The 26,543-nt window shown below is 72.3% G+C and carries 26 protein-coding genes and 1 pseudogene; 13 read left to right on the top strand and 14 right to left on the bottom strand.

Annotated elements, in window-relative coordinates; all coding sequences use genetic code 11:
- Nucleotides 1-101: 101 nt before the first annotated feature.
- Entirely contained in the window at nucleotides 102-971 is an 870-nt protein-coding gene (locus tag AB0G79_RS21540) for a helix-turn-helix transcriptional regulator (protein WP_360808742.1), read from the top strand.
- Between the two features lie 60 nt (nucleotides 972-1,031).
- Here the strand turns inward: AB0G79_RS21540 and AB0G79_RS21535 are convergent, their stop codons facing one another.
- Complete coding sequence (locus AB0G79_RS21535; RefSeq protein WP_360808740.1) at nucleotides 1,032-2,303, bottom strand: Ig-like domain-containing protein; 1,272 nt, start codon at nucleotides 2,301-2,303, stop codon at nucleotides 1,032-1,034.
- 183 nt (nucleotides 2,304-2,486) lie between these two features.
- Nucleotides 2,487-2,834, bottom strand: coding sequence for a hypothetical protein (locus AB0G79_RS21530; protein WP_360808738.1), 348 nt, complete (start codon nucleotides 2,832-2,834; stop codon nucleotides 2,487-2,489).
- A gap of 112 nt (nucleotides 2,835-2,946) precedes the next feature.
- On the opposite strand from AB0G79_RS21530, the gene AB0G79_RS21525 reads away from it, so the two are divergent.
- Nucleotides 2,947-3,249, top strand: coding sequence for a hypothetical protein (locus AB0G79_RS21525; RefSeq protein ID WP_360808736.1), 303 nt, complete (start codon nucleotides 2,947-2,949; stop codon nucleotides 3,247-3,249).
- A gap of 8 nt (nucleotides 3,250-3,257) precedes the next feature.
- Here the strand turns inward: AB0G79_RS21525 and AB0G79_RS21520 are convergent, their stop codons facing one another.
- Entirely contained in the window at nucleotides 3,258-4,010 is a 753-nt protein-coding gene (locus AB0G79_RS21520) for a helix-turn-helix domain-containing protein (RefSeq protein WP_360808734.1), read from the bottom strand.
- A gap of 219 nt (nucleotides 4,011-4,229) precedes the next feature.
- On the opposite strand from AB0G79_RS21520, the gene AB0G79_RS21515 reads away from it, so the two are divergent.
- Both AB0G79_RS21515 and AB0G79_RS21510 read left to right on the top strand, forming a co-directional pair.
- Nucleotides 4,230-4,901 carry a DUF4097 family beta strand repeat-containing protein gene (locus tag AB0G79_RS21515; protein ID WP_360808732.1) on the top strand — a complete coding sequence of 224 codons (672 nt, stop codon included), beginning with the start codon at nucleotides 4,230-4,232 and terminating at the stop codon, nucleotides 4,899-4,901.
- Nucleotides 4,902-5,018: 117 nt separating this feature from the next.
- Nucleotides 5,019-5,840, top strand: coding sequence for an alpha/beta hydrolase (locus AB0G79_RS21510; RefSeq protein ID WP_360808730.1), 822 nt, complete (start codon nucleotides 5,019-5,021; stop codon nucleotides 5,838-5,840).
- 58 nt (nucleotides 5,841-5,898) lie between these two features.
- Here the strand turns inward: AB0G79_RS21510 and hutH are convergent, their stop codons facing one another.
- From hutH to AB0G79_RS21480, 6 genes and pseudogenes are all read right to left on the bottom strand, one after another.
- Complete coding sequence (gene hutH, locus AB0G79_RS21505) at nucleotides 5,899-7,440, bottom strand: histidine ammonia-lyase (protein ID WP_360808986.1); 1,542 nt, start codon at nucleotides 7,438-7,440, stop codon at nucleotides 5,899-5,901.
- Between the two features lie 93 nt (nucleotides 7,441-7,533).
- On the bottom strand, nucleotides 7,534-7,887 hold the full coding sequence (locus AB0G79_RS21500) for a hypothetical protein (RefSeq protein WP_360808728.1): 354 nt from the start codon (nucleotides 7,885-7,887) through the stop codon (nucleotides 7,534-7,536).
- Between the two features lie 237 nt (nucleotides 7,888-8,124).
- Nucleotides 8,125-9,231: pseudogene (locus tag AB0G79_RS21495) on the bottom strand (sensor domain-containing diguanylate cyclase); the annotation flags it as partial.
- A gap of 100 nt (nucleotides 9,232-9,331) precedes the next feature.
- Nucleotides 9,332-10,126: an enoyl-CoA hydratase-related protein gene (locus tag AB0G79_RS21490; protein WP_360808726.1), complete on the bottom strand. Its 795-nt coding sequence runs from the start codon at nucleotides 10,124-10,126 to the stop codon at nucleotides 9,332-9,334.
- A gap of 251 nt (nucleotides 10,127-10,377) precedes the next feature.
- Nucleotides 10,378-11,535, bottom strand: coding sequence for an adenylate/guanylate cyclase domain-containing protein (locus AB0G79_RS21485; RefSeq protein ID WP_360808724.1), 1,158 nt, complete (start codon nucleotides 11,533-11,535; stop codon nucleotides 10,378-10,380).
- A 221-nt stretch (nucleotides 11,536-11,756) separates the two neighbouring features.
- Nucleotides 11,757-12,602 carry a biotin--[acetyl-CoA-carboxylase] ligase gene (locus AB0G79_RS21480; protein WP_360808722.1) on the bottom strand — a complete coding sequence of 282 codons (846 nt, stop codon included), beginning with the start codon at nucleotides 12,600-12,602 and terminating at the stop codon, nucleotides 11,757-11,759.
- Nucleotides 12,603-12,736: 134 nt separating this feature from the next.
- Here AB0G79_RS21480 and AB0G79_RS21475 point away from each other — a divergent pair, with 134 nt between their 5' ends.
- The 4 genes from AB0G79_RS21475 to AB0G79_RS21460 all read left to right on the top strand — a co-directional run bounded on the left by AB0G79_RS21475 (nucleotide 12,737) and on the right by AB0G79_RS21460 (nucleotide 15,470).
- Nucleotides 12,737-14,329, top strand: a complete 1,593-nt coding sequence (locus AB0G79_RS21475) for an acyl-CoA carboxylase subunit beta (protein ID WP_360808721.1) — start codon at nucleotides 12,737-12,739, stop codon at nucleotides 14,327-14,329.
- Between the two features lie 20 nt (nucleotides 14,330-14,349).
- Entirely contained in the window at nucleotides 14,350-14,562 is a 213-nt protein-coding gene (locus AB0G79_RS21470) for an acyl-CoA carboxylase epsilon subunit (protein ID WP_360808719.1), read from the top strand.
- A 121-nt stretch (nucleotides 14,563-14,683) separates the two neighbouring features.
- Nucleotides 14,684-14,812 (top strand): hypothetical protein, encoded by a 129-nt coding sequence (locus AB0G79_RS21465; protein WP_360808717.1) that lies wholly within the window; start codon nucleotides 14,684-14,686, stop codon nucleotides 14,810-14,812.
- Between the two features lie 52 nt (nucleotides 14,813-14,864).
- Entirely contained in the window at nucleotides 14,865-15,470 is a 606-nt protein-coding gene (locus AB0G79_RS21460; protein WP_360808715.1) for a nucleoside triphosphate pyrophosphatase, read from the top strand.
- A 19-nt stretch (nucleotides 15,471-15,489) separates the two neighbouring features.
- Here AB0G79_RS21460 and AB0G79_RS21455 read toward each other — a convergent pair whose 3' ends face one another.
- Complete coding sequence (locus tag AB0G79_RS21455; RefSeq protein ID WP_360808713.1) at nucleotides 15,490-15,939, bottom strand: hypothetical protein; 450 nt, start codon at nucleotides 15,937-15,939, stop codon at nucleotides 15,490-15,492.
- A 373-nt stretch (nucleotides 15,940-16,312) separates the two neighbouring features.
- On the opposite strand from AB0G79_RS21455, the gene AB0G79_RS21450 reads away from it, so the two are divergent.
- Together AB0G79_RS21450 and AB0G79_RS21445 are read left to right on the top strand one after the other, a co-directional pair.
- Nucleotides 16,313-18,067, top strand: coding sequence for a biotin carboxylase N-terminal domain-containing protein (locus AB0G79_RS21450; RefSeq protein WP_360808711.1), 1,755 nt, complete (start codon nucleotides 16,313-16,315; stop codon nucleotides 18,065-18,067).
- 101 nt (nucleotides 18,068-18,168) lie between these two features.
- Nucleotides 18,169-18,714 carry a helix-turn-helix domain-containing protein gene (locus tag AB0G79_RS21445; RefSeq protein ID WP_360808709.1) on the top strand — a complete coding sequence of 182 codons (546 nt, stop codon included), beginning with the start codon at nucleotides 18,169-18,171 and terminating at the stop codon, nucleotides 18,712-18,714.
- Nucleotides 18,715-18,772: 58 nt separating this feature from the next.
- Here AB0G79_RS21445 and AB0G79_RS21440 read toward each other — a convergent pair whose 3' ends face one another.
- A complete protein-coding gene (locus AB0G79_RS21440; protein WP_360808707.1) occupies nucleotides 18,773-19,735 on the bottom strand; it encodes a DeoR/GlpR family DNA-binding transcription regulator in 963 nt (320 codons plus the stop codon).
- Between the two features lie 189 nt (nucleotides 19,736-19,924).
- Nucleotides 19,925-21,364 carry an NAD(P)H-quinone dehydrogenase gene (locus AB0G79_RS21435; RefSeq protein ID WP_360808705.1) on the bottom strand — a complete coding sequence of 480 codons (1,440 nt, stop codon included), beginning with the start codon at nucleotides 21,362-21,364 and terminating at the stop codon, nucleotides 19,925-19,927.
- Nucleotides 21,365-21,603: 239 nt separating this feature from the next.
- Between AB0G79_RS21435 and AB0G79_RS21430 the strand changes: the two genes are divergently transcribed.
- From AB0G79_RS21430 to AB0G79_RS21420, 3 genes are all read left to right on the top strand, one after another.
- On the top strand, nucleotides 21,604-22,041 hold the full coding sequence (locus AB0G79_RS21430) for a gamma-glutamylcyclotransferase (protein WP_360808703.1): 438 nt from the start codon (nucleotides 21,604-21,606) through the stop codon (nucleotides 22,039-22,041).
- A 179-nt stretch (nucleotides 22,042-22,220) separates the two neighbouring features.
- Nucleotides 22,221-23,024 (top strand): purine-nucleoside phosphorylase, encoded by an 804-nt coding sequence (locus tag AB0G79_RS21425; RefSeq protein WP_360808701.1) that lies wholly within the window; start codon nucleotides 22,221-22,223, stop codon nucleotides 23,022-23,024.
- Between the two features lie 338 nt (nucleotides 23,025-23,362).
- The gene (locus AB0G79_RS21420; protein WP_360808699.1) at nucleotides 23,363-25,015 is read left to right on the top strand and encodes a phospho-sugar mutase; all 1,653 of its coding nucleotides are present in this window, start codon (nucleotides 23,363-23,365) and stop codon (nucleotides 25,013-25,015) included.
- Between the two features lie 72 nt (nucleotides 25,016-25,087).
- Here the strand turns inward: AB0G79_RS21420 and AB0G79_RS21415 are convergent, their stop codons facing one another.
- Together AB0G79_RS21415 and AB0G79_RS21410 are read right to left on the bottom strand one after the other, a co-directional pair.
- Nucleotides 25,088-25,750, bottom strand: a complete 663-nt coding sequence (locus AB0G79_RS21415) for a PH domain-containing protein (protein WP_360808697.1) — start codon at nucleotides 25,748-25,750, stop codon at nucleotides 25,088-25,090.
- A gap of 34 nt (nucleotides 25,751-25,784) precedes the next feature.
- Nucleotides 25,785-26,447 (bottom strand): class F sortase, encoded by a 663-nt coding sequence (locus AB0G79_RS21410; protein WP_360808695.1) that lies wholly within the window; start codon nucleotides 26,445-26,447, stop codon nucleotides 25,785-25,787.
- Nucleotides 26,448-26,543 lie beyond the last annotated feature (96 nt).

Here is a 26,543-nt window from a genome sequence, read left to right as displayed (position 1 = left end):
ATCACCCAGGCACCTGTTCTTCCTACGACCGGCGTTCCTACCACTGGCAGGGACAGGAACCGCCGCCCGCGCGCCCGTGCGGCCTGGGATAATCGGAGCACATGGACCTCAGTGCAGAGCTCAGCGAATTCCTGCGCTCCCGACGCGCCCGCCTCAAGCCCGAGGACGTGGGTCTCCCCGACTTCGGACGCCACCGCCGCGTGCCCGGCCTGCGCCGGGAGGAGATCGCGCAGCTCGCGGGCGTCTCCGTCGCGTACTACACCCGCCTCGAACAGGGCAACGGCCGCAACGTGTCCACCGAGGTCCTCGACTCCATCGCGCGCGCCCTGCGGCTCAGCGACACCGAGCGGGCGCATCTGACGCATCTCGCGAAGCCGACGGTGAAGAAGCGGCAGCGGGCCGCCATCGCCCGCCCCCAGCGCGTCCGGCCCGGTGTCGCCCACCTGCTCGACGCGATGGACGGGTTCCCCGCCTTCGTCCTGGGCAGGCGCCTCGACATCCTCGCCTGGAACCGCATGGCGCGGGCGCTCGTCGGCGACTTCCCCGCCTGGGAGCCCGAGGACCGCAACATGGCCCGGATGGTCTTCCTCGACCCGAACACGCGCGATCTGTACGTGGACTGGGAGTGCAAGGCCATCGAGGTCGTGAGCGCGCTCAGGCTGTACGCCGGGTGCTATCCGGACGATCCGCTGCTGCTCGCGCTCGTCGGCGAACTGTCGGTGAAGAGCGAGGAGTTCCGCTCCCTGTGGGCCGCCCACACCGTCACCGACAAGGGGCACGGCGCCAAGCGGCTGCGGCACCCGCTGGTGGGCGAGCTGACGCTGTCGTACGAGTCCCTGAAGGTGGCCGGCGACGATCCGGACCTGGTGCTCGTGACGTACCACGCGGAGCCGGGATCGGCCTCGGCGGACGCCCTGCGGCTGCTCGCCCAGTGGGGAGTGGACGAGGCCGTGGAGCACGTGCAGGACTGATCGCGCGAAAGGGAGAGGCCCCCTCCCACGGAGGGGGCCTCTCCCTTGGGACCGCTGGTGTCAGACCGCCGAGCCGGCCTTCCAGTCCGCCCAGCTCATGTTCCAGCCGTTGAGGCCGTTGTCCGGGGCGATCGTCTTGTCCTTGGAGTTCTTGACGATCACGACGTCACCGACGATCGAGTGGTCGTACAGCCAGGCGGCCTGCTGGTTCGGGTCGCCCGCGCCCTTGACGTCGTTCAGGCCCACGCAGCCGTGGCTGGTGTTGGCCGAGCCGAAGACCGAGTCCGGGCCCCAGTAGTTGCCGTGGATGAACGTGCCGGACGTCGAGAGGCGCATGGCGTGCGGGACGTCCTTGATGTCGTACTCGCCCTTGCCGTCGGAGTCGGTGAAGCCGACGGTGGCGCCGTTCATCCGGGTCTCCTTGTACTTCTCGGAGATCACCATCTGGCCGTTGTAGGTCGGGTTCTCCGGGGAGCCGGCGGAGATCGGGATCGTCTTGATCGTCTTGCCGTCCTGCTTGACGGTCATCGTCTTGGTGGCGACGTCGACGGTCGAGACCTGGTTGCGGCCGATCTTGAAGGTGACGGTCTTCTGCTGGACGCCGAAGACGCCGTCGGCGCCCTCGACGCCGTCGAGGTCCAGCTTCAGCGTGACGGTCGAGCCCTCGGCCCAGTAGTCGTCCGGGCGGAAGTCCAGGCGCTGGGAGTTGAACCAGTGGCCGACGACCTCCTGGCCGGAGCTGGAGGTGACGGTGATGCCGCCCTGCACGGCCGCCTTGTCGGTGATCGCCTTGTTGAAGTTGATCGAGACGGGCATGCCGACGCCGACGGTCGAGCCGTCCTCCGGCGTGAAGTTGCCGATGAAGCTGTTGGCCTTCGAGACCGTCGTGAAGGACGAGTTCTCGTGGGCCTCCAGCGCCTCGGCGTCCGCCGCGGTGGCGGCGATCTTGTAGACCGTGCCCCGCTCCAGCTGCTCGGTCGGCTTCCAGCTCAGGCCGTCCGCCGCTATCTCGCCCTTGACCCTGGTGCCCTCGGCCGAGGTCAGGGTGACGTCGGTGAGCTTGCCCTCGGTGACGGTGACCTTGACGCCGTTGTTGATCGAGACGTTCTCGGCACCGGCCTTCGGCGCGATGACGATCTGGGCCTTGGAGGTCTTCGCCGCCTCGGCCGCCTCGTCGACCTGGGCCTGTGACTGCGCCGTCGGGGAGCCGGTGGCACTGCCGCCCTTGTCTCCGTCGTTGCACGCCGAGAGCACCAATACGCCACCGAGCACCGCGGCGGCGGCCGCCAGGCTCCTGCGGCGCTTGCTGTCCTTCATCACACGCATCTCCATCGTCGCCGATTCCCTGCCAACGCTTACCTAAATACCCATCACACCGCTTCCGGTTCCGGAACCGGAAGCTTTGTGGGCAACACCACTGGTCGACACGCACGGGTGGAACGTTCGGTTCCCGGGACCGGACGAAAGGCCCCGGGACCATGTCCCGAGGCCTTTGAACAGGGCGTTTATCGACCGCTAGGGCCTGACGTCCTCCTGCTCGCCTTCCTCCCCCTCATCTTCCTCCCCGAGGTCCCACTCCAACGCATCGGGGTCGTAATCGACCTCCTCCGTGCTCCAGGAGGCCTGGACCATCTCGATCCCGGGGACGTCCCTGATGAGGTCGAAGGGCTCGACGAGGTACGCGAGGGCCTCGGCGCTGTCCTCGCGCGCGGCGGCCCGGGCGTGGACCCGCTCCTCCTCCGGCATGAACTCGTCGCCGTCGATCCGGCCCTCGGCGGCGTCGGCCAGGGCCTCGGGTCCGTCGATCTCCAGAACCACATCGACGCGAAGCCGCACATAACGTGATGTCTCGGAAGTGCTCATGACTCGGAGCGTAGGGGTCGGGGGGCTCTCGGCTTTCCCGCGACCCGCTGTGTTCATTAGCATCTGCGGCACCGACCGATGCGCGGTTTCCGCAAGGGAGATCGAAATTTCCGTGTCCTCCGCCCGACGCCCCCTCCTGACCGCAGCCGCGGCGGGGAGTCTGCTGTGCGCCCTGTGGTTCGTCCCCTCCGCGAACGCCACCGACAAGGCCGTCGGGGGCGGTGCGGGCGGCAGCGGCGTGCGCGTCGGGGCCGGGATCGTGCACGAGGGGACGGGCGCGGACACGGCCGACGACCGGCTCGCGGACACCGGAAACCCCGACACCACGCCGTACCTGATCGGCGGCACGGGGTTCCTGGGCGTCGGGGCGGGGTTCGTGGCGCTCGCGATGCGGCGGCGCGGCCGGGCTTCCTGAGGCCTCGCCTACTCCCCCGGTCCCTCTTCCGGCTCCGGCTTGGTGTGCAGGACCTCGCGGGCCTGTTCCGCCGCGCGCATGATCGCCTCCGAGACGAAGTCGACGAAGCGCGCGATGTTCTCCAGGCGGGCGGCGGCCGGTGTGCCGCGGCCGAGGACGTCGACGCCCTCGCGGGCGGTCTCGACGAGCTGGGCGCTGGCGCGGGCGCCGGCCATCATCGACTGGTACCAGACGTCGTCGTCGACGATGTAGCGCTCGCGGCGGCGCTCGTCGCGCTCCCGCCGCACCAGCCCCTGGCCTTCGAGGAACGCGATGGCCTTGGAGACGGACGCCGGGCTGACCTGGAGGCGCCGGGCGAGTTCGGCGGCCGTCGTGCTGCCCGCGTCGGTCGTGTAGAGGCACACGAGGACCCTGGCCATCATCTTCGGCAGCCCCGAGGCCATGAGGACGGTCGTGAACGTCTCCTCGTACGCCCGCACGGCCTCGGGATCGCGGCCGTGGGCGTTGCCGTGGGCCTGCGGGGCCGCCGGGGAGCCGCTCCGGGGCGCGCCCGCGGCGGTACGGCGCTGGGTGCGGCGTTCCGTGGCGCGCTGGGCGAGGTCGGCGCGGTAGCCGGTGGGGCCGCCGTTGCGCATGACCTCGCGGGTGATCGTCGAGGTGGGACGGTCGAGGCGGCGGCCGATCTCCGCGTAGGCGAGGCCGTCGGCCAGGCCCAGGGCGATCTGGCGGCGCTCGGCCTGGGTGAGTCTGCCTCCCGGCATCGGGGTCTCCGTCTCGCTCGTAGCGTTCGCGTTCAATTCATTGCAACGATACATGCTGGTGCGTTGCATTGCCACACAGGATCACCGCAACGAATTATCGCCTCTGACCTGCGTTTACTAATCCAGTACGCAACGAAGCTGTTGCCGACTCCGTGAATGCAACGTAGCGTTTCTCTTGTCAGAAACAAGGAAGCGCACAGAGAGACCACGGAGAACACGATGCAGAAGTTCGCCACCACCGCCCCGATCCTCGCCGTCCTCGACATCCACGCCGGGCGCATCCAGCTCATCGCCGCCGACCGGGCCGACGCCACCGTCGACGTCCGCCCCGCCGTCCCCGGCAAGGGCCGCGACGAGAAGGCGGCCGAGCAGATCACCGCCAGCTACACCGACGGCGTCCTGCGGGTCGAGGCCGCCGAGCCGAAGAACCAGCTCTTCGGTGCGACCGGTTCCGTCGAGGTCACCGTCCAGCTCCCGGCCGGCTCCCGCGTCGAGGCCAAGGCCGCCGCCGCGGACCTGCGGGGCGTCGGCCGCCTCGGGGACGTCGCCTTCGACGGCGCGCAGGCCACGGTCAAGCTCGACGAGACCGCCGGCGCCCGTCTGACCGTCCAGGACGGCACGGTGACGGTCGGCCGGCTCGACGGCCCCGCCGAGATCAGCACCCAGAAGGGCGACATCCGGATCACCGAGGCGGTCCGGGGCGCGGTCGCCCTGCGCACCGAGCACGGCGACATCGCCGTGGGCGCCGCCCGCGGGACCTCGGCCACGCTCGACGCCGGCACCGCCTACGGCCGGGTCGAGAACACGCTCATGAACGCGGTGGGCGCGGGGGCCGAGCTGGCCGTCACGGCCACCACCTCGTACGGCGACATCACCGCCCGCAGCCTCTGAGCCCGAGGCGACGGGCACCCGGGAGGCCGCGGCCCCACGCGCCGCGGCCTCCCCACCACCCGCACACCACCCGCACCACCCCGTGAAGACCGTCACGACACCGGAAGAAGGCGCACCATGACCAGCAGCATCATCAACACGCCGAACACCCTCCCGTCCCCGTCCGCCTGGACCGGCATGGTGTCGATCGACGACACGGCCCTCGCCGTCACCGACACCGGCGGCCCCGGCCGCCCGGTCGTCTACCTGAACGGCTCGTACGCCGACCAGTCCCACTGGAAGCGCGTCGTCGCGGCCCTGGGCGGCGACGAGTACCGCCACATCACCTACGACGAGCGCGCCCGCGGCAAGTCGCGGAAGTCCTCGGACTACTCCTTCGAGGCCTGCCTCCGCGACCTGGACGCGGTGCTCGCCGCCCGGGGCGTGGAGCGGCCGATCCTGGTGGGCTGGTCGTACGGGGCGATGCTCGCCGTGCACTGGGCGGCGAGGAACCCGGAGCGCGCCGCGGGTGTGGTGTCCGTGGACGGGGCCATGGCGCACGAGTGGCTGGACGAGGCCGCGAAGGAGCAGGTCAGGAAGCTGTTCAAGAAGATGAGCCCGCTGTTCCCGATCGCCCGGCCGCTGGGTCTGGCGGCGCGGATGAGCGCGGCGCAGCACGCCGAGATCAACATCGAGATCAACGAGCTGTGCGCGCCGGCCGCGCTGGACCCGGTCTTCGACCGGCTGACGGTGCCGACGCGGTACGTGCTCGCGAGCGGCGGCAACCTGGGCGGCGACCCGGTGCTGATGGAGAAGATCCGCGCCGACCTCCAGCCGGTCCTCGACCGCAACCCGAACATCCGGGTGAGCGCGAAGGTGCCGAGCAACCACTCGAAGATCCTGCGCAAGGACTTCGGCGCGGTGGCGGACGCGGTGCGCGAGATCGCGGGGAACGCCTGAGGGCCCGCGCCCCCGAGGGGACACAGGCCCTCAGGGCACGCGGAGGGACGAGCGGCGGTTACGCCAGGGGCCCGGTGACGGGCTCGACGGCGGCGACGAGCTTCCCCTCGCGGACGAAGGTGTCGGCGGCGGCCAGGTCGGGCGCGAGGAAGCGGTCCGGGCCGGGGCCCTCGACGCCGGCGGCGCGGAGCGCGTCGATCGCCGCCTGGGAGGCGGGGGCCGGGGTGAGGCCCTCGCGGAGCTCGATGCCCCGGGTGGCCGCGTACAGCTCGACGGCGATGATCCGGGCGAGGTTGCCGATCGCGATGCGGAGCTTGCGGGCGGCGGACCAGCCCATGGAGACGTGGTCCTCCTGCATCGCCGAGGACGGGATCGAGTCGGCGGAGGCCGGGACGGCGAGCCGCTTCATCTCGCTGACCAGGGCGGCCTGGGTGTACTGGGCGATCATGAGGCCCGAGTCGACGCCGGCGTCGTGGGCGAGGAAGGGCGGAAGGCCGTGCGAGCGGTTCTTGTCGAGGAGCCGGTCGGTGCGGCGCTCGGCGATCGAGCCGAGGTCGGCGGCGGCGATGGCGAGGAAGTCGAGGACGTACGCGACGGGGGCGCCGTGGAAGTTGCCGTTGGAGCGGACCTGGCCGTCGGCGAGGACGACCGGGTTGTCGACGGCGGCGGCGAGCTCGCGCTCGGCGACGAGGCGGGCGTGGGCCATGGTGTCGCGGCCGGCGCCGGCGACCTGCGGGGCGCAGCGGACCGAGTAGGCGTCCTGGACGCGCGGGGCCTCGCCGGCCTGGGCGTGGCCGGTCAGGCCGGAGCCCTTGAGGACGGCCAGCATGTTGGCGGCGGAGGCGAACTGGCCGGGGTGCGGCCGGATGGCGTGCAGCTCGGGTTCGAGGACCTTCTCGGTGCCGAGGAGGGCTTCGAGGGAGAGCGCGGCGGTGACGTCGGCCGACTTGTAGAGGGTGTCGAGGTCGGCGAGGGCCATGACCAGCATGCCGAGCATGCCGTCGGTGCCGTTGAGGAGGGCGAGGCCCTCCTTCTCCTTGAGCTCGACGGGCGCGATGCCGTGGGCGGCGAGCAGCTCGCCGGCGGGCTTCACCTCACCGTCGGGCCCCTCGGCGTCCCCCTCGCCCATGAGCGCGAGGGCGCAGTGGGAGAGCGGCGCGAGGTCGCCGGAGCAGCCGAGGGAACCGTACTCGTGCACGACCGGGGTGATGCCGGCGTTGAGGACGTCGGCCATGGTCTGCGCGACCTCGGGGCGGACGCCGGTGTGGCCGGAGGCGACGGTCTTGAGCCGCAGGAACATCAGCGCGCGGACGACCTCGCGCTCGACGCGCGGGCCCATGCCGGCGGCGTGCGAGCGGACGATGTTGCGCTGGAGCTGGGCACGGAGCTCGTGGCTGATGTGCCGGGTGGCGAGCGCGCCGAAGCCGGTCGAGACGCCGTAGACGGGCTCGGGCTTGGCGGCGAGCGCGTCGATCACCTCACGCGCGGCGGCGAGAGCCTCCACGGCCTCGGTCGACAGCTCGACGCGGGCGCCGTGACGGGCGACGTCGATGACGTCCTGCGGGGTCGTGCCGGACGTGCCGAGGACGACTGTCTGCATATCCATATTCAGCACCCTACGGATTGAAGACCGACCTGTCACTAGGTGATTTCGTCACGACCCCGGGGGCGGACGGACCCTTACCGCGTCGGATCAGGCGCCCGGGCGGAAGCGGAGGGCCGACCAGGTGCCGTCGACGGCGATCTGGCGTACGGGCCGGACGCCTCGCTCGGTCAGCGCGGCGGCCAGCGAGTCGCGGTTCAGGTCGGTGCCGAGCTTTCCGGCCTTCGGGTAGGCCACCCAGGACAGGGCGTCGCGGCGGGCGGCCTCCAGGGCCGTCTCCACGTCGGCGCCCGCCAGGTCGCCGGCCCCGCGCACGAAGACGATGACGGCGTCGGCGGCCCCGGCGTCGGAGGCGTCCTCGACCTCCAGGTCGACGTCGCCGGGCTTGCCGAGGACCATCGCCGTCTGGCCCGGCTTGATCTGCAACTTACTGATCACGGACATGGTCCGATCCTGCCACCCGACGGGTCCGACGGCCCCTGGGGCGCGTGTCGAAGGCGGCGCCGTCCGACGGACGCCGTAGGCGCGGGAAGGCTCCGCCCCGGCTGCTCAGTCCGGGTCCGACGGGCCCTCCGGCGGGTCGGCGCGTCCGCCTTCCGGCAGGCCACCGCGTCCGCCTCCCGGCGGGCCGCCGCCCAGCCCCCCGCCTTCCCCCGGTGCCTCGGTCGGCAGTTCCCGTGTCGGTGCGTCGCGGAAGCGGCGGCGGTCGCGGGCGCCCGGTGGGGCGTCGGCGAGGCGGATGACCGTGCCGTCGCGGCCCGCCACGACCGGCTTCACCGAGCGGGCCGCCTTCGCCTGGTACTGGGCCGCGTCCGCGAGGCGGAAGAGGCGGCGGGCGGACCTGAGGGGGCCGATGGGGTCGCCGGTGGAGGCGACGCCGCAGGCCACGCCCTCGCCGAGTTCCAGCTCCGCCGCCCGTCCGCAGAGCTCCTCGGCGACCGCGACGACCTCGTCGGCGGTCGGGCCGACCGTCAGGAGGCAGAACTCGTCGCCGCCGAGGCGGGCCGCGAGCGCGCCGGGAAGTCGCGCGGCGCAGCGGGAGAGGACGGAGCCGAAGCGTTCGAGGAGGCGGTCGCCGACGGCGTGGCCGTGGGTGTCGTTGACCCGCTTGAGGCCGTTGAGGTCGCAGACCACGAGGCTGACGACCGAGCCGTCCGCACGGTAGCGCTCGATCGCCTCGTCGAGGCGGGTGTCCACGGCCCGGCGGTTGGCGAGGCCGGTGAGGGGGTCGGTGAAGGCGAGCTTGCGGACCTCTTCCAGGCGCTCGGCCTGGGCGATGCCGGCGGCGACGACCGCCGCGAGGACGGTCGCGAAGTCGGCGTCCCCGCGGGCGAAAGGTTTCGCCTCGCCCGGCCTGGCCACGTACAACTCGCCCCACGCGCGCCCGTGCAGCACGATCGGCGCGACCACGCAGCTGCCGCGCCCCCGGATGCGCAGGCGGGCGACCCGGCCGGTGGTGACGCGGTCCGTGGCGGTCTCCACCCAGGCGTCGGGCTCGCCGCCGCCCGCCCAGCGCTCGTGCAGGAACTCGGTGATCTCCGGGAACTGGTGGACGGGGTACGTCTCCGACTCGGGGAACTCCTCCTCGCCCGCGGCCCGTTCGCCCGCGTTCACCAGGACCTTGAGCCGGCCGTGGTCACGTTCCCAGACGGACAGCGCGGCGAAGCTCCCGTCGAGCCCCTCGCAGGACTTCAGCGCAGCGGCCCGCCAGAACTCGCGTGGAGTGTGCGCCGCCGCCATCGCCTGCGCCAGTGCCACTACGGCCCGCAGCCGCCCGTCCTCACCCATTCCACCAGTTTAGGTAGTTTTGATCCTTTTTCTCTCGCGAGACGTCACGGAAAGTGACATCAAATGAAATCGGGAGGATAGGGCTAAATCGGGCGGAGGCTCACTGCCCCGGCCACTCCGGCTTCCGCTTCTCGTTGAAGGCCGCCACGCCCTCCGCCCGGTCCCCCGAGAAGGCCACCGCGCGCCAGGCCGCGTCCTCGACCTCCAGGCCCGCCCGCAGGTCGAGGCCCTGACCGAGCCGCATGGCCTTCTTCGCCGCGCGCAGGCCGACCGGCGAGTTCGCCGCGATCCGCCCGGCCAGCTCCAGGGCGCCGGTCCGCGCGTCCTCCTCCAGGAGGTCGACGAGGCCCAGCTCGCGGGCCTCCGCCGCCTCGACCCGGCGCGCCGTGAAGACCAGCTCGGCCGCGCGCGCCGCGCCCACCCGGCGCGGGAGCAGCTGCGTACCGCCGCCGCCCGGGATGACGCCGACGGAGACCTCGGGCAGGCCGACGACGGCGGTCGCGTCGGCGACGATCACGTCGCAGGCGAGCGCCAGCTCGAAGCCGCCGCCGAGGGCGAAGCCGTGGACGGCGGCGACCGTCGGCATCGGCAGCTCCAGGACGCCGGTGTAGGCGGCACGGGCGGTGGGGCGCTGGCGGACGAGGTCGGCGTCGCTGAAGGAGTTGCGCTCCTTGAGGTCGGCGCCGACGCAGAAGGCCCGGTCGTTCGAGGAGGTGAGGACCGTGACGCGGACGGAGGCGTCGGCGGCGAGCGCCTCACAGGCCGCGCCGAGCGAGCGGGCCATCTCGGAGGAGACCGCGTTCATCGCCTTGGGCCGGTCGAGGACCAGCTCGGCGACGTGACCGTCCCCTTCGCGACGGACCACCACGAACTCACCAAAACGCTGCTCGGACATGCCGCAGACCCTCCCGACCGACTCAGCCCGGATGCGGGCTCAGGCTCGACCCCGTCAACGGTGGTTAACGGGCGTTCACCCGAGATCTTAGGGCCTGTCCGGCGGATCAGGGTCGGATAGGACGCGGGCCTGGTGCGGTACATCGCAAGGCGCCGAAACGCCCCGATAGCGGAGCTGTCAGGGCGTTTCGGCAACGCGGCGAGGTGCCGTGCCAGGCCCGGCGCCCCCGGCCATGATCCGCCGGACAGGCCCTAAGTCGGGCGGCGGCTCAGGAGCCAGGGCTCCACGACCCCGAGTCCGCGCACCGGCCGCTGCCACATCGGCTGGAGCGCGAAGCGGTACGTGGTGACCGGGCGCCCCTCCTTCTCCGCGCGGGCCGCCTCCTCGGCCGCCTCCGCCTCGGAGACGGGCGCCTCTCCCGTACGCGAGAGCTCCTCGGCGAGCGCGCCGTCGACGAGGACGGCGTCCTTCGGCGCTATCGAGGTGAGCCGGCTCGCGAGGTTCACGGTGGTGCCGAAGACGTCGCCCATGCGGGTCGTGACCGTGCCGAAGGCGATGCCGACGCGCAGTGCCGGCATCGTCTCGTCGTGGCTGAGCGTCTCGATCAGCCGGAGCGCGATCTCGGCGGCCGTGCCGGGGTCGTCGGCGCAGTACAGGACCTCGTCGCCGAGTGTCTTGATGAGCCGGCCGCCGTGCGCGGCGACGAGGTCGGCGCAGGTCGTCTCGAAGGCCTCGACGAGCTCGCCGAGCTCCTCCTCCTCCAGCCGGCGGGTGAGCCGGGTGAAGCCGACGAGGTCCGCGAAGCCGACGGCGAGCCGCCGGTCGACCATCTCCTCGTCGTCGGCCGCCTGCACGACCCGGCCGGTGGCCGCGGCGAGCTGCCTGCGCCACACGTAGATGAGGAACTCCTCCAGCTCGGGCAGGAGCAGCTCCACGAGCGGGTACGTGACCTCGGTGCGGGTCATCCCCGCCTCGGGCGGCTCGGTCAGGCCCTCCAGGAAGGAGTCGATCTGCCATTCGGCCAACCGGGCGGTGGTCTGCCCGGTGGACCGGGCGACCTGGACGGCCATCGGCTCGCTGAGCAGCCCCGCCTCGACGAGACCGGCGAGCCGCCGCAGGGCGAGGACGTCGGCCTCGGTGAGCGCCTTGGCCTGGCCGATGTCGGCGAAGCCCATGGCGCGCCAGAAGCGGGAGGCGAGTTCCATGGAGACGCCGGCGGTGCGGGCGGCCTGGAACGGTGTGTAGCGGCGGTCGGCGCCGAGGATGAGCTGTTCCAGGCGGATCGCGAGCGGGTCGTCCGTCGGCTCGGCCGTGTGGTCGACCTGGTGGTGCGGGGTGGGGTACGTGGGCGGTTCGGGCGGGCCGGGCGTCTGGGACCCGCCGCCCGTGTTCGCGTCGTCGACGGTCACCGGCCGCCTCCCGCGCGTTGCCGTTCCGTGCCCACTTGTCCTGCCGATCTGTCGCCTGGATCGCGCTCCACGATACGGCAGCTGTGGAATGGCTCACGCCGGAACGGCGAGCCATTCCGGCGAAACGGCGAGCCATTCCGGCGAAACGGCGGACCGTTTCGGCCAAAGGCCGGATGGGGACGGTGGGGGCCCGGTCCCCGGCGCACGGTCCGCCTCTCCCCTCAGGTCCTGAGGTGGACGATGTCGCCCGCCCCGACGGCCTCGGTGCCGCCGCCCTCCGTCGCGACCACCAGGCGTCCGTCGCCGTCGAGGGAGACCGCCTCGCCCTCCAGGGTCCGCTCGCCGGGCAGCTCGGCCCGTACGCGGCGGCCGAGGGTCGCGCAGCGGAGCTCGTACGCCTCCTGGAGGCCGGAGGCCACGGGGTCGCCGCCGGCCCGCACCCACGTCCCGTACCACTCCTCCAGGGAGCGCAGGACGGCCCGCAGGAGGGGGTCGCGGTCGGGGAACTCGACCCCGGCGAGGCGGAGGGAGCCGGCCGTGGGGACGGGCAGCTCGTCCGCGCCGAGGCTCACGTTGAGGCCGAGACCGACGACGACGCCGTCGTCCCCGGCGCGCTCGGCGAGGATCCCGCCCGTCTTGCGCTCCTCGCCGCCGACAGAAACGAGCAGGTCGTTGGGCCACTTGAGGGAGACGTCGACCTTGGCGGCCTTCGAGACGCCGGAAGCGGCGGCCACGCCGGCGAGGAGCGGCAGCCAGCCCCAGCGGTGCACCGGCACGCCCGGCTTCAGGAGGACGGAGACGAAGAGGCCGGAGCGGGCGGGCGCCGTCCAGGTCCGGTCGAGACGGCCCCTGCCCTCGGTCTGCTCCTCGGCGACGAGCACCGCGCCCTCGGGCAGCCCGTCGGCGCGGGCGGCCAGGTCGGTGTTGGTGGAGCCGGTGGAGGCGACCACGTCGAGGGAGGTCCACAGCCCGTCGGGCCGGACCAGCGCGCCGCGCAGGTTGGCGGCCTTCAGCGGGGGCCGGTCGAGGTCTGACCAGGGGCGGTCGAAGTCATCGGAGGACGTCATGCAAGCCAGAGTAGGTGTGGCAAAGACCGCAGTGCCGAACCGTATCCGCGTGGATACGCTACGGGGCAGTAGACGGGCAGTAGCCCATTCGCAGTCAACGAACCCCCCGTGACCAGGCAGGGAGCCGCATCCCGATGTCCGAGCCGGCAGAGCAGTACGAGATCGACATTCACACGACCGCAGGCAAGATCGCGGACCTCAAGCGCCGGGTCGACGAGGCCACGCACGCCGGCTCGGAGCGCGCGGTCGAGAAGCAGCACGCCAAGGGCAAGCTGACCGCCCGCGAGCGGATCGCGCTGCTCCTCGACGAGGGCTCCTTCGTCGAGCTGGACGAGCTGGCCCGGCACCGCTCCACCAACTTCGGTCTGGAGAAGAACCGTCCGTACGGCGACGGCGTCGTCACGGGCTACGGCACGGTCGACGGCCGTCCGGTGGCGGTCTTCTCGCAGGACTTCACGGTCTTCGGCGGCGCGCTCGGCGAGACGTACGGGCAGAAGATCATCAAGGTGATGGACTTCGCCCTGAAGACCGGCTGCCCGGTCATCGGCATCAACGACTCCGGCGGCGCCCGCATCCAGGAGGGCGTGAGCGCGCTCGGCATGTACGGCGAGATCTTCCGCCGCAACACCCACGCCTCCGGCGTCATCCCGCAGATCTCGCTGATCGTCGGCCCGTGCGCGGGCGGCGCGGTGTACTCGCCCGCGATCACCGACTTCACGGTGATGGTCGACCAGACCTCGCACATGTTCATCACGGGCCCCGACGTCATCAAGACGGTCACCGGCGAGGACGTGGGCTTCGAGGAGCTCGGCGGCGCGCGGACGCACAACGCGACCTCGGGCGTGGCGCACCACATGGCGGGTGACGAGAAGGACGCCATCGAGTACGTGAAGTCGCTCCTCTCCTACCTGCCGTCGAACAACCTCTCCGAGGCACCGGCCTTCCCGGAGGTCGCGGAGACCGAGGCGACGGACGAGGACCGCGAGCTCGACACGCTGATCCCGGACTCGGCGAACCAGCCGTACGACATGCACAGGGTCATCGAGCACGTCCTCGACGACGGCGAGTTCCTGGAGACGCAGGCGCTGTTCGCGCCGAACATCCTGACCGGCTTCGGCCGCGTCGAGGGCTTCCCGGTCGGCGTGGTCGCCAACCAGCCGATGCAGTTCGCCGGCTGTCTCGACATCAACGCGAGCGAGAAGGCCGCGCGGTTCGTCCGGACCTGCGACGCCTTCAACATCCCGGTCCTGACCTTCGTCGACGTGCCGGGCTTCCTGCCGGGCGTGGACCAGGAGTACGGCGGCATCATCCGGCGCGGCGCGAAGCTGATCTACGCGTACGCCGAGGCGACGGTCCCGCTGATCACGGTCATCACCCGCAAGGCCTTCGGCGGCGCGTACGACGTCATGGGCTCGAAGCACCTGGGCGCGGACCTCAACCTGGCGTGGCCGACGGCGCAGATCGCCGTCATGGGCGCGCAGGGCGCGGTCAACATCCTGCACCGCCGCACGATCGCGGAGGCGGAGGATCAGGACGCGGAGCGCGCGCGGCTCATGCAGGAGTACGAGGACGCGCTGCTCAACCCGTACATCGCGGCCGAGCGCGGCTACATCGACGGCGTCATCCTGCCGTCGGACACCCGCCCCCAGATCGTGAAGGGCCTGCGTCAGCTGCGGACGAAGCGGGAATCCCTTCCTCCGAAGAAGCACGGCAACATCCCGCTCTAGCCCTCGGGAGGGACAGCACGATGATCAAGGTCGTACGAGGAAACCCGACGCCCGAGGAGCTGGCCGCCGCACTGGCGGTGGTCCAGGCCCGGGCCGCGGCCACGGCGGCGGCATCCGCCTCCGGCGGCGGCCCGGCCGCTCCCGAGGGCTGGTCGGACCCGTCCCGCATCGCGCGGTCGGTACGGCACCGGCCGGGCCCGCGTGCCTGGGCCCGGTCGTACTGGCCGGTGTGAGCGAGGCCTGAGTCCGAGGAGGCCGGATCCCGTGTGCGGGGGATCCGGCCTCGCTCTTCTCCGGCGTTGTTGAGTATCCGTACTCAGGTGTTCCGGTCCCTCCTGGGGGGAGGATCAGCGCATGCTCTGGTCCGACCCGAAGAACAAGCCGCCACGGTTCCTGCGCGAGATGCAGTCGATGCTGTCGCGCGGCGGCGTGGTCCTCGCGCTCGCGATGGTCGTGGTGATGTTCGTGGCCGGTACGAGGTGACCTGCGCCGGGTGTACGCGGTGAGGGGCGCCGGCACTGGCTACGCTGCCCCCATGACTGCTGATCCCCGCCGCCTCGTCCTCGCCTCCGCCTCCCCCGCCCGGCTCGGGCTGCTCCGGCAGGCCGGTCTCGCCCCCGAGGTGATCGTGAGCGGCGTCGACGAGGACAAGGTGAAGGCCCCGACCCCGGCGGAGCTCGCGCTCGCCCTCGCCGAGGCCAAGGCGGCCCATGTGGCCGCGAAGCCCGAGGTGTTCGGGGCGCTCGTCATCGGCTGCGACTCGGTCCTGGAGCTCGACAAGCAGGCCCTCGGCAAGCCGGCCGACGCCGCGGAGGCCACGGCCCGCTGGCAGGCCATGCGCGGCCGGACCGGCGTCCTGCAGACCGGTCACTGCGTGTACGACACGGCCGCCAAGCGCTTCGAGTCGGCGACCGCCTCGACCGTCGTCCGCTTCGGTCACCCGACGGACGAGGAGATCGCCGCGTACGTGGCGACCGGCGAACCTCTGCACGTGGCGGGCGCGTTCACCCTGGACGGGCGGTCCGCGCCGTTCATCGACGGCATCGACGGCGACCCGGGCAACGTGATCGGGCTCTCGCTGCCGCTGCTGCGCCGGCTGCTCGCGAAGCTGGACGTGCGCATCACGGACCTCTGGGCCTGAGGGACCGCGGCCCTGGGGGTCAGTTGACGGCCGGCGCCTCCTCGGGGGCGCCGTTCTCCTTCCCGTACGGCTCCTCACGCGACTCCCCGTACGCCACCAGGGTGAGGACCACGAGCCCCAGGACGACCATCAGGAAGGCGAACGCCTGCCAGCCGAGCAGTCCGACGGCGACCGCGCCGAGGACGCCGTGGACGACGGCGCAGCCCACGAGGAGGCCCCGGCCCACACGCCCGGGGCGGCGGTCGCGGACGCCCGCGAGGAGGGCGACGAGTCCACAGAGGAGGAGCGCGAGGCCGGAGGCGATGCCGAGGCCCCAGGTCCCGGCGGCCATCGCGCCCGGGTCCATGCCGTCGAGGGACATCGACTGGGCCTCGACGAAGCTCGCCATGACGGCGTTGACGAGGACGATGCCGGGGGCCTCCAGGAAGAGGACCGCGGCCGTCACGAGAGCTATCGGTCTGCGGGCCACGTGGGCCACCCCCTGGATTCGCCTGTTACCGACAGTACGATCGACAGCGCGAAGGCTACTGGCGAGTAAACCCTCGGACAAGGGTTCGCACACGCGAGACTGGCCCTGACCGCGCGGCAAAGAATCGTTGAGCCATTCGTAGGGACCCGACAAAGAAACTCGAATCGCGATTGACCCAGGGAACAGAGACCTGCGCCACACCTCAGAGCTACTGTGCCGTAAAGGAACCCTGCGTACCGTGGTGCGACAAGGGAATTCACGGCCCGAGCAGGCCCGGGGTCACCCTCCGTGTGGGCAAGCTCACCAATGGGGACGGGTCGAAAGGCCGTGTCGGCGGTCCCTAAACTCAGCTTGTTTCAAGGAGGGAGCCATCGTGCGCAAGGTGCTCATCGCCAACCGAGGCGAAATCGCTGTCCGTGTGGCCCGGGCGTGCCGGGACGCGGGTATCGGCAGCGTGGCCGTGTACGCCGAGCCGGACCGGGACGCCCTGCACGTCCGGGCAGCCGATGAGGCGTTCGCTCTGGGCGGTGACACTCCGGCGACCAGTTACCTGGACATGGCCAAGGTGTTGCAGGCCGCGAAGGACTCCGGGGCGGACGCCGTCCACCCGGGATACGGATTCCTTTCCGAGAACGCCGAGTTCGCGCAGGCGGTCCTGGACGCGGGTCTGACCTGGATCGGCCCGCCGCCGCAGGCCATCCGCGACCTGGGCGACAAGGTGGCGGCCCGTCACATCGCGCAGCGCGCGGGTGCCCCGCTCGTCGCCGGCACGCCGGACCCGGTCTCGGGCTCCGACGAGGTCGTGGCGTTCGCGGAGGAGCACGGCCTGCCGATCGCGATCAAGGCCGCCTTCGGTGGCGGCGGTCGCGGCCTGAAGGTCGCCCGGACGCTGGAAGAGGTCCCGGAGCTGTACGACTCCGCCGTCCGCGAGGCCGTCGCGGCCTTCGGTCGCGGCGAGTGCTTCGTCGAGCGCTACCTCGACAAGCCGCGTCACGTCGAGACCCAGTGCCTCGCCGACCAGCACGGCAACGTGGTCGTCGTGTCCACCCGTGACTGCTCGCTCCAGCGCCGCCACCAGAAGCTCGTCGAGGAGGCGCCCGCGCCGTTCCTGAGCGAGGCGCAGAACGCCGAGCTGTACGCGGCGTCGAAGGCGATCCTGAAGGAGGCCGGCTACGTCGGCGCGGGAACCGTCGAGTTCCTCGTCGGCGCCGACGGCACGATCTCCTTCCTGGAGGTCAACACCCGCCTCCAGGTCGAGCACCCGGTCACCGAAGAGGTCACCGGCATCGACCTGGTCCGCGAGATGTTCCGCATCGCCGACGGCGAGGAGCTCGGCTACGGCGACCCCGTCATGCGCGGCCACTCCTTCGAGTTCCGCATCAACGGCGAGGACCCGGGCCGGAACTTCCTCCCGGCGCCCGGCACCGTCACGCTCTTCCAGCCGCCGAGCGGCCCCGGCGTCCGCCTGGACGCGGGCGTCGAGTCCGGCTCGGTCATCGGCCCGGCGTGGGACTCGCTCCTCGCCAAGCTGATCGTGACCGGCGCGACACGCGAGCAGGCGCTCCAGCGTGCCGCCCGCGCGCTGGCGGAGTTCAAGGTCGAGGGCATGGCCACGGCCATCCCGTTCCACCAGGCCGTCGTGGTCGACCCGGACTTCACCGCCGACCCGTTCCGCGTCCACACCCGGTGGATCGAGACCGAGTTCGTCAACGAGATCAAGCCCTTCGCGCCGGCCGGTGCCGACGCGGAGGAGGACGAGTCGGGCCGCGAGACGATCGTCGTCGAGGTCGGCGGCAAGCGTCTCGAGGTCTCCCTGCCGTCCTCGCTGGGCATGACCCTGGCCCGTACCGGTCTCGCCGCCGGCGCGAAGCCGAAGCGCCGCGCGGCCAAGAAGTCCGGCCCGACGGCCTCCGGCGACACCCTCGCCTCCCCGATGCAGGGCACGATCGTCAAGGTCGCGGTCGAGGAGGGCCAGGAGGTCAAGGAGGGCGACCTCATCGTCGTCCTGGAGGCCATGAAGATGGAGCAGCCGCTGAACGCCCACCGCTCCGGCACCGTCAAGGGCCTGAGCGCGGAGGTCGGCGCGTCCGTCACCTCCGGCGCGGTCATCTGCGACATCAAGGACTGACCTCGTCAGACCATCGAGGGCCCGCAGGCAGCCGCCTGCGGGCCCTTCGTCGCCGGTCGAGATCCGTCGACGGCCGAGAGAGGACCGGGGGACCCGACGCCATGCGAGCCGACGCGCGCCGCAACCACGAGCGGCTTCTCACCGAGGCCAGGGCCGCCTTCGCCGAACTGGGCGCGGACGCGCCCCTGGAGGAGGTCGCCCGTCGGGCGGGCCTGGGGATCGGGACGCTCTACCGGCACTTCCCCACGCGGGCCGATCTGCTCGGCGCCGTCTTCCAGGAGGCGCTCGAGGCGCTCCTGCGGCGCTCGCGCGAGCTGGCGGGCGCGGAGGAGCCGTGCCGGGCGCTCGTGGAGTGGCTGCGCGCCCTCGTCGCCCACGCGGGCGAGTACCGGGGGCTCGCGCACGCGCTGATGTGCGCGTCGTCCGACCGGAGTTCGGCGCTGGCCTCGTGCAGCGAGCCGCTCCGCGCGGCGGGCGAGACGCTGCTCGGGCGCGCCCAGGAGGCGGGTGCGGTGCGCGCCGACGTGTCGATCGGCGATCTGATGCAGCTCACGAACGCGATCGCGCTCGCGGCGGAACAGTGCCCGGAGGACGGGGAGTTGGCGGACCGGCTGCTGGCCCTGACGCTCCGGGGCATCAAGGACTGAGCACGCGCGCACGGGGCGCGGCCAGGGGCCCCCTGGGGGAAGGGCCCCTCGGGTGCCGTCAGCGGCGCCGCATGTCCGCGACGCGGGCCGTGCGTTCCAGCGTCTCCGCCGTCATCCCGCCGCCGGGACCGCGGAACTGGCCGCCCGCCATGCGCCCGCGCTGGACGGGGAGCGGCATGTCGCGGCGGTGCCGCACGCCCGGGGGGAGCGGCTCGCCGCCGGCCGCGCCGGGTCCCGCTCCCGTACCGGCGACGGCGATCTGCACCCCCTGGTCGGCGAGGGCCTGGAGCTCGGAGGCGGCCCGCTCGTCGTGGGCCGGGGGCTCGTCGGTGACCAGGCGGGTGATGACGTCCGTCGGCACCGTCTGGAACATCGTGTCGGAGCCGAGCTTGGTGTGGTCGGCGAGGACCACGACCTCCGCCGCCGCCTGCACGAGGGCCCGGTCCACGCTCGCGGAGAGCATGTTGGACGTGGAGAGCCCGCGCTCGGCGGTGAGCCCGCTCCCGGAGAGGAACGCCCGGGAGACCCGGAGCCCCTGGAGGGACTGCTCGGCCCCGCTGCCCACGAGGGCGTAGTTGGAGCCGCGCAGGGTGCCTCCGGTCATGACGACCTCGACGCGGTTGGCGTGCGCGAGGGCCTGGGCGACGAGCAGGGAGTTGGTGACCACGGTCAGGCCGGGCACGCGGGCGAGCCGGCGGGCCAGCTCCTGCGTGGTCGTCCCGGCGCCGACGACGATGGCCTCGCCCTCTTCGACGAGGCTCGCGGCGACGTCGGCGATGGCCGTCTTCTCCGCGGTCGCGAGATGGGATTTCTGCGGGAAGCCGGATTCTCGCGTGAATCCACCCGGCAGCACCGCACCGCCGTGGCGGCGGTCGAGGAGTCCTTCTGCCTCGAGGGCCCGTACGTCTCTCCGTACGGTCACTTCCGAGGTCTGGACGACGCGGGCGAGCTCGCGGAGCGACACGGCCCCATTGGCTCGCACCATTTCGAGGATCAACTGGCGACGTTCTGCAGCGAACACGAAACTGACAGTAACGCGAGCTGGCGATAGTTTTCAGCACTATGCGCCGAATTGCAGAAGATGCGCACAGACGGGGCCTCCAAGTGCTATGGGAGGCCCCGTCATTGATCGTTCTATGCCCGGTCTTGCCGGGGGTTGTCCGAGTCGGCGAACCGTTCCCGCAGGCGGGACCGGTGCCGCGACGGGGTCCTAGACCTCGCCCGCCGACTTTCGGGTGTGCAACTGTCGTGCCACTTCGGCGATCGAGCCCGACAGGGAGGGGTACACGGTGAAAGCATTTGCGATCTGCTCGACCGTCAGATTGTTGTCGACCGCGATCGAGATCGGGTGAATCAGTTCGCTCGCCTTCGGGGCGACGACACAGCCGCCGACCACGATGCCGGTGCCCGGGCGGCAGAAGATCTTCACGAAGCCGTCCCGGATGCCCTGCATCTTCGCGCGGGGGTTGCGGAGCAGCGGCAGCTTGACGACCTTGGCGTCGATCTTGCCCGCGTCCACGTCGGCCTGCGTGTAGCCGACGGTGGCGATCTCGGGGTCGGTGAAGACGTTCGAGGAGACCGTCTTCAGGTTCAGCGGGGCAACCGCGTCGCCGAGGAAGTGGTACATCGCGATGCGGCCCTGCATGGCGGCGACCGAGGCGAGCGCGAAGACACCGGTGACGTCACCGGCCGCGTACACGCCCGGGGCGCTCGTACGGGAGACCTTGTCGGTCCAGATGTGGCCGGAGTCCTTCAGCTTGACCCCCGCCTCCTCCAGGCCCATGCCCGCGGAGTTCGGGATGGCGCCGACCGCCATGAGGCAGTGGGTGCCGGAGATGACCCGGCCGTCGGCGAGGGTGACCTCGACGCGGTCGCCGACCCGCTTGGCGGACTCGGCGCGGGAGCGGGCCATGACGTTCATGCCGCGGCGGCGGAAGACGTCCTCCAGGACGGCGGCGGCGTCCGGGTCCTCGCCGGGCAGCACGCGGTCGCGGCTGGAGACGAGGGTGACGCGGGAGCCGAGGGCCTGGTAGGCGCCGGCGAACTCGGCGCCGGTGACACCGGAACCGACCACGATGAGCTCCTCGGGGAGCTCCTTGAGGTCGTAGACCTGGGTCCAGTTGAGGATCCGCTCGCCGTCGGGCTTGGCGTCCGGGACCTCGCGCGGGTGGCCGCCGGTCGCGATGAGCACGGCGTCGGCGGTGAGGGTCTCCTCGGTGCCGTCGGCCGCGGTCACGATCACCTGGCGCGAGCCGTCCACGGCCTGGCGGCCGGAGAGCCGGCCGCGGCCGCGCAGGACGCGGGCGCCGGCGCGGGTGACCGAGGCGGTGATGTCGTGGGACTGGGCGAGCGCGAGGCGCTTCACCCGCCGGTTGACCTTGCCGAGGTCGACGCCGACGACGCGCGCGGCCTGCTCCACGTGCGGCGTGTCGTCCGCGACGATGATGCCGAGCTCCTCGTAGGAGGAGTCGAAGGTGGTCATCACCTCCGCCGTGGCGATCAGCGTCTTCGAGGGCACGCAGTCGGTCAGGACCGACGCTCCGCCGAGACCGTCGCAGTCGACGACGGTCACCTCCGCGCCGAGTTGGGCGCCCACCAGGGCCGCCTCGTATCCGCCGGGTCCGCCACCGATGATCACGATCCGGGTCACTGGGATCTACGCCTCGCGTCTCGTTCTGCTGGGGGGTCACCCCGACTGGGTGCAGTGCGTACGCCATTGTCCCGCACGCTTCAAGTGCGTACCCCATTCTCCCGCACGACCGGCGCGGCCACGCGCCGGGGCCGGATTGGCGCGCCGCGCACGCCCCCGGGAGCCCCCGCGGGCCCGTCCCCACCGTCGCCACCTCGGAGTTCGCCGGACACCCCGCCCCCTCCCGTACCCTCGGTGCCATGTCGCTCTACGCCGCTTTCGCCGGCAACCTCGACGCACGGCTGATGAGCCGCCGCGCACCGCACTCCCCGCTGCGCGGCACCGGCTGGCTGAACGGCTGGCGGCTGACCTTCGGCGGCGAGCAGATGGGCTGGGAGGGCGCGCTGGCCACCATCGTGGAGGCCCCCCGCTCGCAGGTCTTCGTGGCGCTGTACGACATCGCGCCGATGGACGAGGAGTCCATGGACCGCTGGGAGGGCGTCGGCCTCGACATCTACCGGCGGATGCGGGTGCGCGTGCACACCCTCGACGGCGAGGAGCCGGCCTGCGTGTACGTGCTGAACGCGTACGAGGGCGGGCTGCCGTCCGCCCGCTACCTGGGCGAGGTCGCGGACGCGGCCGAGTCGGCGGGCGCGCCGCACGACTACGTGATGGAGTTGCGCAAGCGCCCCTGCTGACCCCTGTGGCTCCGGCCGGGGGCGAACGGCCCGCCCGTTCGTCGGAAACGACAAGACAACGATCGCATGTCCGTCACCATCGTCATCTACGCGCGTAGGAATTCTCCGGCTACGCTTCTGCGCGTGACAAATCCGTCCGGGGCTCCCCTCGGACCCCCCTCCCCGAGGCGAGAGAGACAGTGAACGCAACTGCCACCCCGTACGAGGCCGCCGAGGCCGCTGCCGCCCGTCTTCGCGAGCTGACCGGCGTCGAGAACCACGACGTCGTCCTGGTCATGGGCTCCGGCTGGGCGCCCGCCGTCGACGCGCTCGGCGCCCCCGAGGCCGAGTTCCCGGTCACGGAGCTCCCCGGCTTCCCGCCGCCGGCCGTCGAGGGCCACGGCGGCAAGGTCCGCTCGTACAAGATCGGCGAGAAGCGCGCCCTGGTCTTCCTCGGCCGCACCCACTACTACGAGGGCCGGGGCGTCGCCTCCGTCGTCCACGGCGTCCGCACGGCCGTCGCCGCGGGCTGCAAGACGGTCGTCCTCACCAACGGCTGCGGCGGCCTCCGCGAGGGCATGCGCCCCGGCCAGCCGGTCCTCATCAGCGACCACCTCAACCTGACGGCGGCCTCGCCGATCGTCGGCGCGAACTTCGTCGACCTCACCGACCTGTACTCGCCGCGGCTGCGCGCGCTGTGCAAGGAGGTCGACGAGACGCTGGAGGAGGGCGTGTACGTCCAGTTCCCCGGCCCGCACTACGAGACCCCGGCCGAGATCAACATGGTCCGCGTCATGGGCGGCGACCTCGTCGGCATGTCCACGGTCCTGGAGGCCATCGCGGCGCGCGAGGCCGGGGCCGAGGTCCTGGGCATCTCGCTCGTCACCAACCTCGCGGCCGGGCTCTCCGGCGAGCCGCTCAACCACGAAGAGGTCCTGCAGGCGGGCAAGGACTCGGCCGCGCGCATGGGCGAGCTCCTGACGAGCGTCCTCGACAAGATCTGACCCTCCCGTCTCGACGGGGGCCGCTGCGCGGGGCCTCCTCCCCCACCCCGCCCCTTCCCGAAACCGGGGGCTCCGCCCCGGACCCCCGCGCCTCACACGCCGGCGGGGCTGGATTTCCCGCCCTGCGGGCGGAAAATCGGCCCGCCCGGCGTTCGAGGCCACGGCCGCCAGGCCGAACGGGGTCCGGGGCGGAGCCCCGGGGCCTTTCAGCCCGTCCGGCGTTTGAGGACCGGGGTCCGGGGCAGCGCCCCGGTTTCGGGAAGGGGCGGGGTGGGGAACAGCTCCGCGCAGCGGCCCCACCACCCCACCGGCCCCCGCCGCTCCCCGAAAGGCACACCGTGACGCAGGACGACCTCCTCACCCGGGCCAACGCCTGGCTCGCCGAGGACCCCGACCCGGAGACCCGCGAGGAACTCGCCGCGCTGATCGACGCCGGCGCCACCGACGAGCTCGCCGCCCGTTTCGGCGGCACGCTCCAGTTCGGCACCGCCGGTCTCCGCGGCGAGATCGGCGCCGGGCCCATGCGGATGAACCGCTCCGTCGTCATCCGCGCCGCCGCGGGCCTGGCCGCGTACCTCAGGGCGAAGGGCCAGGACGGCGGCCTCGTCGTCATCGGCTACGACGCCCGCTACAAGTCCGCGGACTTCGCCCGCGACACCGCCGCCGTGATGACCGGCGCGGGCCTGCGCGCCGCGCTCCTCCCCCGCCCGCTCCCGACGCCCGTCCTCGCGTACGCCATAAGGCACCTGGGCGCCGTCGCCGGCGTCGAGGTCACCGCGAGCCACAACCCGCCGCGCGACAACGGCTACAAGGTCTACCTCGGCGACGGCTCGCAGATCGTGCCGCCCGCCGACGCGGAGATCGCCGCCGAGATCGACGCGGTCCGCTCGCTGAACGACGTCCCGCGTCCGGCGGACGGCTGGGAGACCCTCGGCGACGAGGTCCTGGACGCCTACCTGGCCCGTACCGACGCCGTCCTGACCGAGGGCTCCCCCCGTACGGTCCGGACCGTCTACACGGCCATGCACGGCGTCGGCAAGGACGTCCTGACCGCCGCCTTCGCCCGCGCCGGCTTCCCGCCGCCCGCGCTCGTCGCCGAGCAGGCGGACCCGGACCCGGCGTTCCCGACGGTCGCCTTCCCGAACCCGGAGGAGCCGGGCGCCATGGACCTCGCCTTCGAGGCGGCCAGGGCCGTGGACCCCGACATCGTCATCGCCAACGACCCGGACGCCGACCGCTGCGCCGTGGCCGTGCCCGACGCGTCCGTCGAGGGCGGCTGGCGCATGCTCCGCGGCGACGAGGTCGGCGCGCTGCTCGCCGCGCACCTCGTGCACAAGGGCGCCACGGGCGTCTTCGCCGAGTCGATCGTCTCGTCCTCGCTGCTCGGCCGGATCGCCGAGGCCGCCGGTGTCGGGTACGAGGAGACGCTGACCGGCTTCAAGTGGATCGCCCGGGTCGACGGCCTGCGGTACGGCTACGAGGAGGCGCTCGGCTACTGCGTCGACCCCGAGGGCGTCCGCGACAAGGACGGCATCACGGCGGCGCTGCTCGTCGCCGAACTGGCCTCGGTCCTCAAGGAGCAGGACCGCACGCTGCTCGACCTGCTCGACGACCTGGCCGTGGCCCACGGGCTGCACGCCACCGACCAGCTGTCGGTGCGCGTCGAGGACCTGAGCATCATCGCGAACGCGATGGCGGCGCTGCGCGAGCGCCCGCCGGTCTCCCTCGCGGGCCTCACGGTCGTCTCGGCCGAGGACCTCACGAAGGGCACGGAGTCGCTGCCGCCCACGGACGGCCTGCGCTACCACCTGGAGGGCGACTACAAGGCCCGTGTGATCGTCCGTCCGAGCGGCACCGAGCCCAAGCTCAAGTGCTACCTGGAGGTCGTCGTCCCGGTCGCCGACGCGAGCGGGCTGGCGCCGGCGCGGGCGAAGGGCGCCGAGCTGCTCGCCGCGATCAAGCGCGACCTGAGCGCGGCCGCGGGGCTCTGACCCGTACACAGCGACGAGGGCCGGTGCGGAAGCGATTCCGCACCGGCCCTCCCGCGTGGGCGCGCGGGTGTGTCAGCCGATCGCGATCAGGATCACGAGCAGCAGCAGCCCGGCCGCGGCCGGGGCGAGGATCTCGTACGCCCACCGCACCTGCGGCTCCCCCTGCGCCTCGGGGTCGCGGCCGTGCCGCTCGGCAAGTTCGCGCAGGTCGGCGATGGTCTGGTCGGCCGGAGCCGTCCGCGAGCCCGTGTCCCGGACGTCGGCGGTGGTGGAGGTGCGGCCGTGGGGGTCGTCCTGCGAGGCGCGGGCGGCCTTGCGGGCGGCCTTCTTGCGCTGGCGCAGCGAGACGGGGATCGCCCACAGCTGGTACTTGGCGCCGTCCTGGGTGAAGACCTCGCTGGAGTAGCCGGCGCGGACGTCGGCGACCGTGCCCCAGGGGAGCGTGATCGAGCGGAACGGGTTGCGGATCCGGAGCCGCTGGTTGTTGACGTACACCGCCGGGCGGATCGTGAAGGCGACGATCAGCGGCACGGCGAGGACGAATCCGGCGAGCGCGACCCAGGGCGCGTTGTCCTTCCCGCGGATCATGGCGTCGCCGGCGAACCCGGCCGCGAGGAGCACGAGGAACACCCCGCTCGCGATCCCCAGGGGCGAGCGGAAGACTCGGTCGGCGAAGGGCTGTTCGGCCGTCGGCCGATCGGGGGTCGGCTCGGAGCCGGGCTCGGGGGTCGTCATGCCGCCGATTGTGCCTCAGGGCGCCGTCGGCGGCTCAGGCGGCCCGCGTGGCCACGAGGTCCGCGTACAGGATGATGTTGTCGGGCCGGTGGCCGTCGACGAGCTCGCCGCCGCAGGTGATGATCCGCAGCTCAGGGCGGGTGGTGTCGCCGTACACCTTGGCTGTGGGGAAGGTCTTCTTGTCCACCTGTTCGAGCTCCCTGACCCGGAAGACGGCGGTCCTGCCGTCCGCGCGTGTCACGGTCACCTCGTCGCCGACCCGGACCTTGGAGACGTTCCTGAGGACGGCCGGGCCGCGTTCGGTGTCGAAGTGGCCGATGAGGATCGCGGGGCCGGTCTCGCCGGGCGTGACGCCCTTCTCGTACCAGCCGACGCGGTCGGCGTCCGCGACCGGGGGCACCTCGACGGTGCCGTCGGGGTTGAGCCCCAGGCTGAGGATCGTGCCGGTGCCGGTGTCCACCCCGGCGGACGGCAGTGTGACGCGTACGGGCAGGGAGCGGGCGAGCGGGGCGACGGGGGCCGCGCTCTTCGTCGGCGCGGGCGCGGTGGCCTCGGCCACCCGGGCGGGGAGGGTCGCGTCGGGGGCGGGGGTGGTGCCGGCGGAGCAGCCGGTGAGGGCGACGGCAGCGAGGAGGAGGGCTGCGGCGGTACGGGTGCGGGTGCGGGCGCGGCTAAAGGTGCGGCTGCGGGTCTTCATGACGGCTCCTTGAGCTCGACGAGGCGGGCGTACTTCTCGTCCCCGTAGGAGGCGCGGAGCCGCGCTCCCTCGTCGGCGCCGATGAAGTTGGGCACC

It is taken from the genome of Streptomyces sp. NPDC020807 (assembly GCF_040641575.1).
In the GTDB taxonomy this organism is placed as follows: domain Bacteria; phylum Actinomycetota; class Actinomycetes; order Streptomycetales; family Streptomycetaceae; genus Streptomyces.
This window is presented reverse-complemented; position numbering and strand designations above follow the sequence as displayed.

Coding starts and splice junctions, on each gene's coding strand:
- AB0G79_RS21540 (WP_360808742.1), top strand. CDS start 102: ATGGACCTCAGTGCAGAGCTCAGCGAATTCCTGCGCTCCCGACGCGCC.
- AB0G79_RS21535 (WP_360808740.1), bottom strand. CDS start 2,303: ATGGAGATGCGTGTGATGAAGGACAGCAAGCGCCGCAGGAGCCTGGCG.
- AB0G79_RS21530 (WP_360808738.1), bottom strand. CDS start 2,834: ATGAGCACTTCCGAGACATCACGTTATGTGCGGCTTCGCGTCGATGTG.
- AB0G79_RS21520 (WP_360808734.1), bottom strand. CDS start 4,010: ATGCCGGGAGGCAGACTCACCCAGGCCGAGCGCCGCCAGATCGCCCTG.
- AB0G79_RS21515 (WP_360808732.1), top strand. CDS start 4,230: ATGCAGAAGTTCGCCACCACCGCCCCGATCCTCGCCGTCCTCGACATC.
- AB0G79_RS21510 (WP_360808730.1), top strand. CDS start 5,019: ATGACCAGCAGCATCATCAACACGCCGAACACCCTCCCGTCCCCGTCC.
- hutH (WP_360808986.1), bottom strand. CDS start 7,440: ATGCAGACAGTCGTCCTCGGCACGTCCGGCACGACCCCGCAGGACGTC.
- AB0G79_RS21500 (WP_360808728.1), bottom strand. CDS start 7,887: ATGTCCGTGATCAGTAAGTTGCAGATCAAGCCGGGCCAGACGGCGATG.
- AB0G79_RS21490 (WP_360808726.1), bottom strand. CDS start 10,126: ATGTCCGAGCAGCGTTTTGGTGAGTTCGTGGTGGTCCGTCGCGAAGGG.
- AB0G79_RS21480 (WP_360808722.1), bottom strand. CDS start 12,602: ATGACGTCCTCCGATGACTTCGACCGCCCCTGGTCAGACCTCGACCGG.
- AB0G79_RS21475 (WP_360808721.1), top strand. CDS start 12,737: ATGTCCGAGCCGGCAGAGCAGTACGAGATCGACATTCACACGACCGCA.
- AB0G79_RS21470 (WP_360808719.1), top strand. CDS start 14,350: ATGATCAAGGTCGTACGAGGAAACCCGACGCCCGAGGAGCTGGCCGCC.
- AB0G79_RS21465 (WP_360808717.1), top strand. CDS start 14,684: ATGCTCTGGTCCGACCCGAAGAACAAGCCGCCACGGTTCCTGCGCGAG.
- AB0G79_RS21460 (WP_360808715.1), top strand. CDS start 14,865: ATGACTGCTGATCCCCGCCGCCTCGTCCTCGCCTCCGCCTCCCCCGCC.
- AB0G79_RS21445 (WP_360808709.1), top strand. CDS start 18,169: ATGCGAGCCGACGCGCGCCGCAACCACGAGCGGCTTCTCACCGAGGCC.
- AB0G79_RS21430 (WP_360808703.1), top strand. CDS start 21,604: ATGTCGCTCTACGCCGCTTTCGCCGGCAACCTCGACGCACGGCTGATG.
- AB0G79_RS21415 (WP_360808697.1), bottom strand. CDS start 25,750: ATGACGACCCCCGAGCCCGGCTCCGAGCCGACCCCCGATCGGCCGACG.
- AB0G79_RS21410 (WP_360808695.1), bottom strand. CDS start 26,447: ATGAAGACCCGCAGCCGCACCTTTAGCCGCGCCCGCACCCGCACCCGT.